Origin of the sequence: Serratia sp. FGI94, assembly GCF_000330865.1 — a bacterium.
Classification (GTDB): Bacteria; Pseudomonadota; Gammaproteobacteria; order Enterobacterales; family Enterobacteriaceae; genus Serratia_B; species Serratia_B rubidaea.
Genome location: NC_020064.1, coordinates 21916 through 35258, shown reverse-complemented (window position 1 = coordinate 35258; position 13343 = coordinate 21916). Strand labels below are relative to the sequence as shown.

Sequence of the window (13343 nt, the reverse complement as noted above, 5' to 3'; positions counted from 1 at the left end):
TATCGCCGCCCCATTTTCGGGGCGGCGTCTCTGTTCCTTCCGGCTCACTCAGGCTATGCTAAGCCGTGTTCTGAGCCAGGAGGCCCCCTATGCCCAACCCCGACGTCTATATCGGCCACATTCAGGCCTATCCGGGCGGACGCCCGAGCGCGATCGCCAAACGGCAGGTCGACGGCGCCCTGCCGCTGACCCCGCTCGGCCTGGAGGGCGATCAGCAGGCGGAAAAAAGCTACCACGGCGGCCCCGATCGCGCGCTGTGCCACTACCCGATTGAACATTATGACCACTGGCGGCAGCAGTTTCCGGCGCAGGCCGGGCTGTTCAGCCCGCCGGCATTCGGCGAAAACCTCTCAACCCGCGGCCTGACCGAGCACAACGTGTTTATCGGCGATATTTTCCGCTGGGGCGAGGCGCTGATTCAGGTGACGCAGCCGCGCTCGCCGTGCTTCAAACTCAACGATCATTTCGACATCGACGATCTGTCGCTGCTGATGCAGCAAAGCGGCCGCTGCGGCTGGCTGTACCGGGTGATTTCGCCCGGCCAGGTAAGCGGCGACCTGCCGCTGGAGCTGGCGGCGCGCTGCAGCGAGGTCACGGTGGCCGAGGCGGTAAGCATCGCCTGGCATATGCCGTTTGACGAGGAGCAGTATCGCCGCCTGCTGTCGGCGGCCGGGCTATCCGCCAGCTGGAGCAAAACCCTGCTGCTGCGCATCCGCAGCGGCAAAATCGAAGATTTTAACCGTCGTTTGCTGGGCCGCTGACGAACGGCGGCGAGGAAGAGGCTCCGCGGGGAGGAGTGACGGGGCGCACGCGTCGCCCCGCCGGGGATCAGAAGGCTTTTTTCGCGTAGCCGGTGACCGCTTTCAGGCCCATTTCACGGCCCAGCGCGGTCATCGGGTGCACCACCACCAGCCCACGCACGCTTTTCTTCAGCGCGCCCATATCGGCCTGCTCTTTTTTGGTGATTTCACGGCTGAACGGCAGTTTTTGCAGCTTCTGCGCTTCGCCGCTCAGCTTTTCCGTACGCACGTTTTTCAGGCGCTCGATCTCCGTTGCCAGCTTCTCTTTTTCCTTGCTGTGCTGCGCGATCAGCTCCGGGTTGCCCTGCTGGATCACCTGCACGTCTTTGTGGTTCAGCGCGTCCAGCTGGTCGCTCAGGCGCTTAATCTCTGCCTTTTCTTTCTCTTTCATTTCTCTGACCTGAAGTGCCGAACCGGCACGTTTAAGGAGGGTTTGCTGCATTGTAGCAAAATGCGCGGCCGGTTACCCGGCGGGATGCGCGGACGCCGTTACGGGCGCCCGAGCGGGGAGAGGCGCGACGGCTGTTTGGCGCCGATGCCGGCAATCAGCGCGGTCACCGACAGCACCATGGTGGAGCGCACCATCTGCTGGTAGCGCTGCTGCTGCATCGCCAGCAGCGCTTCATCCGCCTCGCCGGGCGGCAACAGCGCCGGCTGCGGCGGCAGCGCGCTGACGCAGTGCAGCTCGCCGAACGGCCCGAGGATTTCATCATCGACAAAGCGGTACTCGGCGCCGTCGTGGTTCAGCTCTTCACGCAGCGCCATCAGCAGTTCGGCATCCTCATACTCATGGCGCGCGATCACCCCCAGGCCATACATCAGTTTCAGCCGCACCGACAGCTCCCCCAAGGGACCGGCGCCGGACAATAGCGGCTCGACGGCGTACTTCACCGCATAGTCGTCCTTGCGGAACACCTGCACCACCAGTACGTTCAACGCTTCCGCCAGCAGCTCTACCGCCGCGATCAGGAAGCTGCGTACCGTTTTGCCGGCGTTCAGCTTTTCCAGAACCTGGTTTTCAAATGCCTGTGCTTCTTCCATTGTCGCTGTTCGAAAGGCGTGGGGGAGGGCGTCAATGGCGAACTCGGTCTGCTGGAGCGCAGCACGCTGCGCCCGTGTGTTCATCATCACGCGCTACTTTTGCATGGCGTTATACACAGCTACGGCCTGTTCCACAACCTCGCCGTCCTCCGGCAGACCGGAAATTTGCGCCAGCGCGGCTTTCGGCCCGCGTTCACTCAGCAGTTGCGCCAGTTCCTGCGCCTGCGGATCCTGGGCGCTGCGGTAGTGCATGGCGGCGGCGATGCCCTGAATCAGGTTGGCGTGCGGCAGGCCATACTCCAGCGTGCCCAGCAGCGGCTTGATCAGGCGGTCGCCGGCGCTCAGTTTACGCAGCGGCTGGCGGCCCACACGCTCGACGTCGTCGTGCAGGTAAGGGTTTTCAAACCGGCTGAGGATTTTTTCGATATAGGCCGCGTGTTTTTCCGGCGCAAAGCCGTAACGCTTGATCAGCACCGCGCCGCTCTCCACCATCGCGCCCTTCACCACCTGGCGCACCGCCGGGTCGAGAATCGCGTCGCGGATGGTCTGCAGCCCGGCCTGCTGGCCCAGATAGGCGGTAATCGCATGGCCGGTATTAAGCGTAAACAGTTTACGTTCAACAAACGCCATCAGGTTATCGGTCAGCTCCATGCCGGCAATCGCCGGCGGCGCGCCCTTGAACTGGGTCTGGTCGACAATCCACTCGCTGAAGGTTTCCACCGTCACCGCCAGCGGATCGTCGCTGCCCGCTTCCGCCGGCGGCACGATGCGGTCCACCGCGGAATCGACAAAGCCGACATGCTGCTCCGCCCACGCCTGGTCGTCCGCCGACAGCACGGCAAAGACCTGCTGTTTCAGCTGGCTGGTGCCGCGCACCATGTTTTCGCAGGCGATAATATTCAGCGGCCGCGCATTGCCCTGCCGGCGGCGTTCGCTCAGCCCTTTGGCGATCGTGCCGGCAATTTTGGCCAGGATCTGCGGGCCGACGGCGGTAGTGACGATATCGGCGTCGGCGATCAGCGCCACCGCGTCATCGCTGCCGCTGTTGACCGCGCTGACGTTGTTCACCGTTTCCGTGCGCTCCTGCTCGCCGACGATGCGCACCGGGTAGCTATGGCGTTGATTGAGCGCGTCCAGCACCGTCTGGTTAACGTCGGCGAAAGTCAGTTCGGCATGCGCATCGGCCAACAGTTTGCCGATAAAGCCGCGGCCGATATTACCGGCGCCAAAATGTAATGCTTTCATAATGATAACCTTCTTAAATATGACAAGGGCGCAGCCTGACGCTGCGCCCCTATGGGATTTAGTCTTTCTTGCCGCCGAGCAGCTCCAGCACTTCCTGCCGGCTTGTGGTATTTGCCAGCCGCTCAATCACCGTGTCGTCGTCCAGCGCATTGGTCAGGCTGGTAATCACCTGGATGTGCTCGTTATTGCGCGCAGCAATGCCGATCACCAGGCGCGCCACCTCGTCCTCTTCGTCGCCGAAGCGCACGCCCTGCGGGTACTGACAGAACACCACCCCGGTGCGCAGCACGCGGTCTTTGGCCTCAATGGTGCCGTGCGGCACGGCGATGGATTCGCCCAGATAGGTAGAGGTGAGTTTTTCACGCTCCAGCATCGCCGGCACGTATTCCGCCTCGACGTAGCCACCTTTCACCAACTGCTCGCCGGCAAAGCGGATCGCCTGCTCTTTATCGCTGGCTTCCAGGCCGAGGAACACGTTGCCCTCCCCCAGTTTGAACAGCGCCGGTTCGTCGTCGACGACGCTCTCATCAGGCGCGGCCGTCACCGGCTGCGGCTGGGACGCGCCGCCGTCGTTGGCGGCCAGCAGGCGCGCGGTCAGGTCGCTGTACAGATTGCTGTCGAGGAAGTTGGTCAGCGAGATATGCTGCGCCTGCGGCGCATGACGCATTGCGCGCTCCGTCAGGTCGCGGTGGGTAATCACCAGATCCACGTCGTCCGGCAGGTTGTTGATGGCGCTGTTGGTGACCGAAATGCGGGTCAGCCCGGCATCGGCCACTTTCTTACGCAGCACCCCGGCGCCCATGGCGCTGGAGCCCATGCCCGCGTCGCAGGCCACGATGATTTTGCGTACCGTGCTCAGGTCGCCGTCCAGCGCGGCGCCGGCCGCCTGGCCGCCTTTCGCCTGTGATTTCATATCGCGCATCCGGCGGGTCGCTTCTTCCAGATCGTCCTCTTCTTTCACTTTAGAGGTTTTCAGCAGGAAGCCGGCGACCACAAAGGAGACCACGAAGGCCGCCAGGATTGCCGCCAGGTTAGCGAAATAGGCGCCCTTCGGCGTCATCGCCAGCACCGCCAGAATCGAGCCGGGTGAGGCCGGAGACACCAGACCGCCGTTCAGCATCGTCAGCGTGAATACGCCGGTCATGCCGCCGAGGATCACCGCCAGAATCAGGCGCGGGTTCATCAGCACATACGGGAAATAGATTTCGTGAATGCCGCCGAAGAAATGGATGATCGCCGCGCCGCCGGCGGACTGTTTGGCATTGCCGCGGCCGAAGAACATATAGGCCATCAGCACGCCCAGCCCCGGGCCGGGGTTGGCTTCAATCAGGAAGAAGACGGATTTGCCGGCCTCGGTCGCCTGCTGAATGCCCAGCGGCGAGAAGATGCCGTGGTTGATGGCGTTGTTCAGGAACAGGATTTTCGCCGGTTCGACGAAGATCGAGGTCAATGGCAGCAGGTTGTGCACCACCATAACGTGTACGCCCGCCGCCAGCAGTTTGGACAGCGTTTCCACCAGCGGCCCGATGCCGAGGAAGGCCAGGATCGCCAGCAGCATGCCGATAATGCCGGCGGAGAAGTTGTTCACCAACATCTCGAAACCGCTCTTAATCTTGCCGTCCACCCAGCGGTCAAAATGCTTGATGGCCCAGCCGCCCAGCGGGCCGGCGATCATAGCGCCAAGGAACATCGGCATATCGGCGCCGACGATCACCCCCATGGTGGTGATTGCGCCGACCACGCCGCCGCGATCGCCGCCCACCAGCTTACCGCCGGTATAACCGATCAACAGCGGCAGCAGGTAGGTGATCATCGGGCCGACCAGCTTGCCCAACGTTTCGTTCGGCAGCCAGCCGGTAGGAATAAACAGTGCGGTGATGATACCCCAGGCGATAAACGCGCCGATGTTCGGCATCACCATATTGCTGAGGAAACGACCAAAGTTCTGCACTTTGACCTTAATGTCTGGTGAAAGCATAAAACACACCCCTATTGTGAAGCGGTAATAGCATTACGCGCCGGCGAATAAGAGCGCGCATTATTGTTGTTACGTTCCAGCCGCTTGGTGCTGTCTGTGAGGCGGACTCTAGCACGCTCGATTGACAACGCGTACCCGATGAAAATTTTGTGATACAGATCACCCAAAGAGGCTATAAACACCACCATTAATAGTGATCACGATCACAATTACCGCGTGTAAAAAAGCAACGCTGCCGCCATAACGAGCCAAAAACGCTATTTTTTGTGATTAAAATCACATTTTAATTTTGCATCTTTGTTTTTATATTGTGATGTTTATCACATTTTATTTTCGGCACGATGCGGCCTGAGCAACCTCCCCACGTCGGCAGGCGCCAGCGCGAGGAAACGGGCCGTTTAGCCGTAATAAAGTTACAACGCGGGATTATCGTGAAGTGTAGTACAGAAATGGTGGGGAAAACCGCGCGGCATGGTTGCCGGGACGATAAGCCGCCCCGGCGGATGGGTCGATTAGCGCACGATATTCTGTAGGGTCTTCTGCGCGTTTTGCAGGTCCTGCTGCTTGGCCGCCAGATTAGTCATCATGGCGTTGTACTGCGCGACCTGCTGCTGATTGCGGAACTGCACGCCGCCGTTGTTAAAGCTGACCTGATTCCCCTGCGCCTGCAGGAAGTCGCCCACCTGCACCAGCTCCTGGATAAAGCCGGCGGCGGCCGGGATGGTCGGCATCAGCGCATTGGCCGGCGCGGTGACGATTTTGTCGTAGGCCTGGTTATACACCGCCTTCAGATCGTCCGGCTGCTTCAGCGCCGCTCTGGCGCTGTCCGCCTGCGACTTGGCGGTCTGTATCTGCTGCCCCAGCAGGTTGAGCGCGCCAATCGACTGCTGCAGCCCGTCGCGCTTGCCGATATAGTCCTGCGCGGTGCGGATCTGGCTCACCTGATCGATAGCCGGCGTCAGGCTGGCGTCGACGGATTTATTTAACTGCTGTGAAAATGCGACTAAAACCGCGTAATCGCCGGCATAGTTGCCGAACTTCTGCTTCTGGTCTTCGCTCAGCGTCGGTATTTTCGCGCCGCTGCGCATTACGGTGTTTTGCAGATAGTCGATAAATGCCTTACGCTGCTCCGGCTCTTTATCGCCGCAGCCAGCCAGCTGCATCACCACCAACAACGCTACGATCGGCGCCAACCAGCGCATCACGCCCTTGCTCTGAGTCCCTACCGCCATGTGAAATAACTCCCGTGATAAACGTGTCTTTTCATCAGCTTCCTGCCTGTTGCCGCTCCCTGCGACTTTAAGAATAGATCAACTGCCCGCGCTTTGCCGATTCCCGCGGCAAGCGGCGTAAAAAAGGCGCCCGCAGGCGCCTTTAAGGTTAATGACAAAACCGCCTGATAGATCGAGATACCCGGGCCTAGCGTAACGAGGGGCGCTTCGGCGGCTTACGCCGCTACGACCCCATCGCCACGCTCTCCCTAATAACCGGCTTGGTCAGCAGTCTGCAGGCACCTTGATTTCTCACCACACGGGCTTATTGCAGGACGGAAATATCCGCCACCTGCAGGAACAGCTCACGCAGTTTGCTCAGCAGCGTCAGACGGTTAACGCGCACCTCTTCATCTTCCGCCATCACCATCACGCTTTCGAAGAACTCGTCGACGGTTTCACGCAGCGCCGCCAGCTCCACCAGCGCGTCCTGGTAGCGGCCTTCGGCGAAGTACGGCTGCAGTTTGTCGCGCAGCACCACCAGGTGCGTCGCCAGCTTCAGCTCCGCCGGCTCTTTCAACACCGACGCGCGCACCTGATCCAGCAGGGTGTCGGTCGATTTGGCCAGGATGTTGGAGACACGCTTGTTCGCCGCCGCCAGCGCCGCCGCTTCGTCCAGCGTACGGAAGTGGCTCACCGCCTTCACGCGGGCGTCAAAGTCCGCCGGTTTGGTCGGACGACGCGCCAGCACCGCCTGGATGGTGTCGACCGCGTGGCCTTCTTCCTGATACCAGGCACGGAAGCGGCCCAGCATAAAGTCCACCACCTCATCCACCACCTTGGCGTTGGTCAGCTTGTTGCCGTACAGACGCACCGCCTCTTCGGTCAGGGTCTGCAGATCCAGCGGCAGGTTCTTCTCAACGATGATGCGCAGCACGCCCAGCGCCGCGCGACGCAGCGCAAACGGGTCTTTGTCGCCTTTCGGATGCTGGCCGATGCCGAAGATGCCCGCCAGGGTGTCCATCTTGTCGGCAATCGCCAGCGAACAGGCCACCAGCGACTGCGGCAGCGCATCGCCGGCAAAGCGCGGCTGATACTGCTCGTTCAGCGCCACCGCCACGTCTTCCGCCTCGCCGTCGTGACGCGCATAGTGCATGCCCATCACGCCCTGGGTGTCGGTAAACTCAAACACCATATTGGTCATCAGGTCGCACTTCGACAGCAGGCCGGCGCGGGTAGCGTGGTTGACGTCGGCGCCGATCTGGCCGGCAATCCAGCCCGCCAGCGCCTGAATGCGGTCGGTCTTGTCGCGCAGGGTGCCCAGTTGCTTCTGGAACAGCACGCTGTCCAGCCGCGGCAGGTTGTCTTCCAGACGCTGTTTACGGTCGGTGTTAAAGAAGAACTCGGCGTCCGCCAGGCGCGGGCGCACCACCTTCTCGTTACCGGCGATGATTTGCTGTGGATCTTTCGATTCGATATTGGCGACGAAGATAAAGTTCGGCAGCAGTTTGCCCGCGGCGTCATACACCGGGAAGTACTTCTGGTCGCCCTTCATGGTGTACACCAGCGCTTCCGCCGGCACCGCCAGGAATTTCTCCTCGAACTTCGCCGTCAGCACCACCGGCCACTCCACCAGCGACGCCACTTCTTCCAGCAGGCTGTCGCTCAGATCGGCCTTACCGCCAATCTTTTGCGCCGCCAGCTCGGCGTCGCGCTTGATGATCGCCTTGCGTTCTTCGTAGTCCGCCACCACTTTGCCACGTTCCTGCAGCACCTGCGGGTACTGGTCGGCGTTATCGAGGGTGAACGCCGGCTCGCCCATAAAGCGGTGGCCGCGTACGGTGCGCGCCGAGTCGATGCCCAGCACGGTGCCCGGGATCAGCTCATCGCCCAGCAGCATGGTCACGGTGTGCACCGGACGCACGAACTGGGTCTCCTGGTCGCCCCAGCGCATCAGCTTCGGCACCGGCAGCTTGGCCAGCGCGTTGCTGACCATTTCCGCCAGCAGCTGCTGTGCGGACTGGCCTTTCACCAGCGCGCGGTACAGCAACCATTCGCCTTTATCGGTCTTCAGACGCTCGGCCTGATCGACGCTGATGCCGCAGCCGCGCGCCCAGCCTTCGGCCGCTTTGCTCGGCTTGCCTTCGGCGTCGAACGCCTGCGCAATCGCCGGGCCGCGTTTTTCCACTTCACGATCGGCCTGCGCCGCGCTCAGGTTGGCCACTTTCAGCGCCAGACGGCGCGGTGCGGCAAACCAGCTGACTTCACCGTGCTCAAGGTTGGCGTTGTCCAGTTCGGCGCTGAAGTTGGCGGCAAAGGATTCCGCCAGTGAACGAAGAGCCTTCGGCGGCAGCTCTTCCGTGCCGATTTCCACCAGGAAAGTCTGTTGAGTCATGGCTGCCTCTTAGTTCTCGTTCTTTTTACACATCGGGAAGCCCAGCGCCTCGCGGGAGGCGTAGTAGGCTTCCGCCACGGCTTTGGTCAGCGTGCGGATGCGCAGAATATAGCGCTGGCGCTCGGTGACGGAGATCGCCTTGCGCGCGTCCAGCAGGTTGAAGGTGTGCCCGGCCTTCAGAATGCGCTCATAGGCCGGCAGCGGCAGCGGTTTTTCCAGCGCCAGCAGCTGCTGAGCTTCTTTCTCATACTGCTCAAAGCAGCTGAACAGGAAATCCACGTCAGCGTATTCAAAGTTGTAGGTCGACTGCTCCACTTCGTTCTGATGGAACACGTCGCCGTAGGTGGTCACGCCCAGCGGGCCGTTGCTCCACACCAGATCGTACACGCTGTCCACGCCCTGGATATACATCGCCAGACGCTCCAGACCGTAGGTGATCTCGCCGGTGACCGGCTTGCACTCCAGGCCGCCGACCTGCTGGAAGTAGGTGAACTGGGTCACTTCCATGCCGTTCAGCCACACTTCCCAGCCCAGGCCCCAGGCGCCGAGCGTCGGGTTTTCCCAGTTGTCTTCCACGAAGCGGATATCGTGAATGGTCGGATCCAGACCCAGCTCTTTCAGCGAGCCCAGGTACAGTTCCTGAATATTGTCCGGTGACGGCTTAATCACCACCTGGAATTGGTAGTAGTGTTGCAGGCGGTTCGGGTTTTCCCCGTAGCGGCCGTCGGTCGGACGGCGGGACGGCTGCACATAGGCGGAGGCCATCGGCTCTGGACCCAGCGCACGCAGGCAGGTCATAGGGTGAGAGGTACCCGCGCCGACTTCCATGTCCAATGGTTGAACAATGGTGCAGCCCTGGCGCGCCCAATAGTCCTGCAGTGTCAGGATCAGGCCCTGAAAGGTCTTGGTATCAAACTTTTGCATGTTAGATTCGCACGCGATACAAGTGGATTTAGATGGAATGGGCCAGTATACCCGTTGACCGTAAGATATACAGCCAGAATCCGGCCTCCGGTGTAAATCAGCGTGCAAAAAACGCGTTTTGCGCACCAACACGGCGCATCGGCGCGCTGAAAGCGCATTTTCTGCTGCGGCATTCGCCCGCCCGCGCCGCAGCCGGCGCGCGCTGCGCCGTTTGTCGCCACGGCTGGCACCAATCTTGCTCGCTGCCTGAGGTTTCCCACGCTCAGGAGGTTGTGCCATGCAGGCAGACAGTCGCTATCGCTACCGCATTTTCGCCATGATGTTTTTTATCGCGCTGATTAACTACGTCGATCGCGGCGCGCTGTCGTTCGCCGCCAACGACATCGCCCGCGAGTTCGGCTTCAACAAGACCCAACTGGGGGCGGTGCTGGGCTATTTCGGCTTCGGCTATCTGCTCGGCTCGCTGTGCGGCGGCGTTCTGGCCGACCGCGTCGGCAGCAAAAAAGTCTGGCTGCTGGCCGGCGCGCTGTGGTCGCTGCTGGAGATCGCCACCGCCTGGGCGGGTGAGCTGGGCGTCGCGCTGTTCGGCGGCTCCGCGCTGATGGGCTTCGCCGCCCTACGCATCCTCTTCGGCTTTGCCGAAGGCCCGGCCTACGCGCTGATGAATAAAACCATCGGCCACTGGTCGCCGCGCAAAGAGCGCGGCTTCGCGCTGGGCATCGGGCTGCTGAGCACGCAGATCGGCTCGCTGCTGACCGCGCCGCTGGCGGTCGGGCTGCTGCTGCTGACCGACGACTGGCGCAGCATGTTTATGCTGCTCGGGCTGTTCTCGCTGCTGGCGATTTTGCTGTTCGCCGCCTGTTTTACCGATACGCCGGAACAGCACCCGAAGGTTAACGCCGCCGAACTGGCGGTGATTGGCGGCGATCGTCAGGAAGATGACGACCATCAGACGCCGCTGCCGTGGCGGGCGTTTTTCACCAACCGCACCCTGGTGTTCAACGCGCTGGGCTACTTTTCCTTTCTGTATGTCACCTTCGTGCTGGTCACCTGGGGGCCGAAATACCTGCAGGACAGCTTCCATTACGACCTGCACGCCCTGTGGTACGTGGCGATGATCCCGTGGAGCGGCGCCTGCTTCACCGTGCTGCTCGGCGGACGCATCTCCGATGCGCTGCTGGCGCGCAGCGGTAATCTGCGGCTGGCGCGCAACCGGTTTGCCGCCGTCACGCTGCTGCTGACCGCCGGCTGCTTCCTGCTGATCCCGTTTATGCAGTCGCCCACGGCGATTATTGCGCTGATGACGCTGGGTAATGCGCTGAACGCGCTGGTGAACAATGTCTACTGGTCGGTGGTGCTGGACGTGACGCCGAAAGCGTCGGTCGGGGCCTACAGCGGCATCACGCTGGCCATCGCCAATCTGGCGTCAATCAGCGCGCCGATGCTCAGCGGCTGGCTGGCGCAGCAGCACGGCTACGGCGCGATGTTCTTCGCCACCGCGCTGGTCTCTTTCTGCAGCATGCTGTGCATGACCCGGCTGCAGCCGGAGAAGAAAATCGCCGGCCGCACCCCGCTGCCCGCAACGCGCGGCGAAGCGCCGCGCCAGGCGCATTAAAAGCGGGCGCTGACGCCGACGTTGTACATCACCTGTTCGCCGCTGCTCAGGCCGCCGGTCTGCGAGACGGTGGCGAACGCCGCCACCCGGTCGTTCAGCGGCAGATTGGCCCCCAGCGTGACGTCGACCCAGTTTTTATCCTGGCCGGCGGCATCACGGGTAAACGAGGTTGAGGTCGACTTCAGGCCGCCGCCGGCGCGGTACACCTCGTCGCCGAACTGATGCTGATAGCTGATCTCGGCATACGGGTTAATCACGCCGAGGTTGCTGTCCAGCCGCCAGCCCAGCGCGCCGATCTGCGAATGGTAGGTCTGGTCGTTAAAGCGCATGGCGGTGCTGTCGTTGCCGTCTTCGCTATAGCCGGAAACGTTGCTGTAGTCCCAGGCAAACTGCGCCATCGGCCCGGTGCTCAGACTTGAGGTCAGCGGGAAGTCATAGCCGGCGGTGACGCGCGCGCCCCACTGTTTGCCGGAGGTCGAGCCAGTTTCGCTGCGCGTCAGCGGGCCAAGCTGCACGCTGCGGCGAATATCGTCGTAATCCAGCCTGGCGTAGTGCAGATCGGCGTTCACCCAGCCGTGCTCAAACACGTCCAGCGAGGTAAAGGCGGAAAACAGCACGCCGCGCGCCTGGTAGTCATAGCGGCTGGAGGGCTGCTGATCGTCATTAGCGCCGGAGATCAGCGCGCCGATCAGCCAGCGATCCGTCAGTTGGTAATCCACCCCCAGCGTCAGGTTGTGGGTGGTGGCATTGCCGTCGCCGGCCGCTTTATTGTCGGCATAGTCATAATGCTGCCCGGCATAGCCGCCGAATATTCCCAGCGCTCCCTGCGGGTTGCCGCCGCTGCGCAGCTGCTGAAAACGGCTGTCGAGGGTGGCGCGGCTGTCACGCGCCATCGCCGCCGTCGCCTGCGTCAGCGCCGCCGCCTGCGCCGGGCCGTCCAGCACCGCCTGAATGTAATCGGCGATCAGCAGATGCGCCTGCGGGCTGGGGTGGAAATGGTCGGCGAACAGGAAGGCCTGGCCGTCGTTAAAGCCGGGCGTCGCGGAGCGGCATACCGCCGACGATACGCCGGCCGGACACGCCATGCCGGCGGTATTGCTGAAGCCGAACTGCTGCGGATTGGCGATCACCTCGCCAAACAGCCGGTTGACGTCGGCGCGCACGATGTTGCCGCCGCCCTGCGCCAGCAGCTGGTCCTCGCTGCGGTTGTAGAAGTCGGTCAGCTGGCCCGCCTGCACGCTCAGGCTGTCATAGGCGGCGATCAGCTGCGCGGCGATCGCCTGCTGCATCTGTGGGTCGCTGCTGCCCTGCTGCGCCGCCGCGCTCAGCGCCCGGTGAATCGCCTGCTGCCGCGAAGCGGCGTCCGGCGTCGCCACCGCATTCAGCGCCGCATAGGCCGCCTGCAGCGCCGCGTTCTGCACCGGCGCCAGCGCCTGCTGCACAATCACTTCCATCAGCTGCGGGGTAAAGCCGATGTTCGGCACCGTCGGCACGATCACCGTGCCGGCGCCGGCATCCAGCAGCGACCGCACCTGCAGCGCCGCCGCGGCGGCGCTGTTATAGCTGACCTGCGGCGCGCTGGCCGGGTTTAACGCCGCCGCCGCCAGATCGTTGCCGCCGATCCAGTGGATATACAGGCCGTTGGCGTCGGCGCGGCCGTGGGTCTGGCTCAGATAGCGCTGCACCTGATCCTGAGTATTGTCCGCCGGATTCAGCGCCGGCACCGCCACCGCGCCGCCGGCCGCATAGTTGTCGCCGCCGAGATCGGACGCCAGCAGCGCCGCGCCGATGCGCTGCGCCAGCGCTTCGTCATACAGTTGATGCTGGCTGCCGTCGTAGGTGTAGCGCCCGTTGTTGCCGCTGTCGCTCAGGCTGTCGCCGAACACGTACACCCGCTCGGCGGCCGCGGCGGACGCCGTCAGCCCGAGAACTAAAGCCACCGCCAGCGCTGCCCTGCCGGGAGCGCCCATTATTTTTAGAGGCATGAATTGACTCCTGAGAGTCTGTAACGATAAAGAAAAAACCCGCGTATTTTTTAACCACTTTTATCACGGCACTGTTATAAATATTGCCGGCTTTTCCCCTACGTCAAGGCCGCAGATAATAAAACAATCAGAGACTTGCCAGATGTACG

Annotated in this window: 10 protein-coding genes; 2 read left to right on the top strand and 8 right to left on the bottom strand. The window is 62.3% G+C overall.

Annotated features, from left to right (window positions below; genetic code table 11):
* Positions 1 to 89: 89 nt before the first annotated feature.
* Positions 90 to 761, top strand: a complete 672-nt coding sequence (gene yiiM, locus D781_RS00150; RefSeq protein ID WP_015344030.1) for a 6-hydroxyaminopurine reductase — start codon at positions 90 to 92, stop codon at positions 759 to 761.
* Between the two features lie 67 nt (positions 762 to 828).
* Here yiiM and D781_RS00145 read toward each other — a convergent pair whose 3' ends face one another.
* The 7 genes from D781_RS00145 to glyQ all read right to left on the bottom strand — a co-directional run bounded on the left by D781_RS00145 (position 829) and on the right by glyQ (position 9594).
* Positions 829 to 1191 carry a YibL family ribosome-associated protein gene (locus tag D781_RS00145; protein ID WP_015344029.1) on the bottom strand — a complete coding sequence of 121 codons (363 nt, stop codon included), beginning with the start codon at positions 1189 to 1191 and terminating at the stop codon, positions 829 to 831.
* 98 nt (positions 1192 to 1289) lie between these two features.
* Entirely contained in the window at positions 1290 to 1841 is a 552-nt protein-coding gene (locus D781_RS00140; protein WP_041411679.1) for an MltR family transcriptional regulator, read from the bottom strand.
* Positions 1842 to 1934: 93 nt separating this feature from the next.
* The gene (locus tag D781_RS00135) at positions 1935 to 3086 is read right to left on the bottom strand and encodes a mannitol-1-phosphate 5-dehydrogenase (protein WP_015344027.1); all 1152 of its coding nucleotides are present in this window, start codon (positions 3084 to 3086) and stop codon (positions 1935 to 1937) included.
* 58 nt (positions 3087 to 3144) lie between these two features.
* Entirely contained in the window at positions 3145 to 5064 is a 1920-nt protein-coding gene (locus tag D781_RS00130; protein WP_015344026.1) for a PTS mannitol transporter subunit IICBA, read from the bottom strand.
* Between the two features lie 512 nt (positions 5065 to 5576).
* Complete coding sequence (locus D781_RS00125; RefSeq protein ID WP_015344025.1) at positions 5577 to 6296, bottom strand: DUF3053 domain-containing protein; 720 nt, start codon at positions 6294 to 6296, stop codon at positions 5577 to 5579.
* 304 nt (positions 6297 to 6600) lie between these two features.
* Entirely contained in the window at positions 6601 to 8670 is a 2070-nt protein-coding gene (glyS, locus tag D781_RS00120; RefSeq protein ID WP_015344024.1) for a glycine--tRNA ligase subunit beta, read from the bottom strand.
* 9 nt (positions 8671 to 8679) lie between these two features.
* Positions 8680 to 9594, bottom strand: a complete 915-nt coding sequence (gene glyQ, locus D781_RS00115) for a glycine--tRNA ligase subunit alpha (protein ID WP_015344023.1) — start codon at positions 9592 to 9594, stop codon at positions 8680 to 8682.
* A gap of 277 nt (positions 9595 to 9871) precedes the next feature.
* Between glyQ and D781_RS00110 the strand changes: the two genes are divergently transcribed.
* On the top strand, positions 9872 to 11209 hold the full coding sequence (locus D781_RS00110) for an MFS transporter (RefSeq protein ID WP_015344022.1): 1338 nt from the start codon (positions 9872 to 9874) through the stop codon (positions 11207 to 11209).
* On the opposite strand, the gene D781_RS00105 is transcribed toward D781_RS00110, so the two are convergent.
* Positions 11206 to 13194, bottom strand: coding sequence for an autotransporter domain-containing protein (locus tag D781_RS00105; RefSeq protein WP_015344021.1), 1989 nt, complete (start codon positions 13192 to 13194; stop codon positions 11206 to 11208). The two genes, D781_RS00110 and D781_RS00105, sit on opposite strands and share 4 nt — an antisense overlap.
* Between the last annotated feature and the right edge of the window lie 149 nt (positions 13195 to 13343).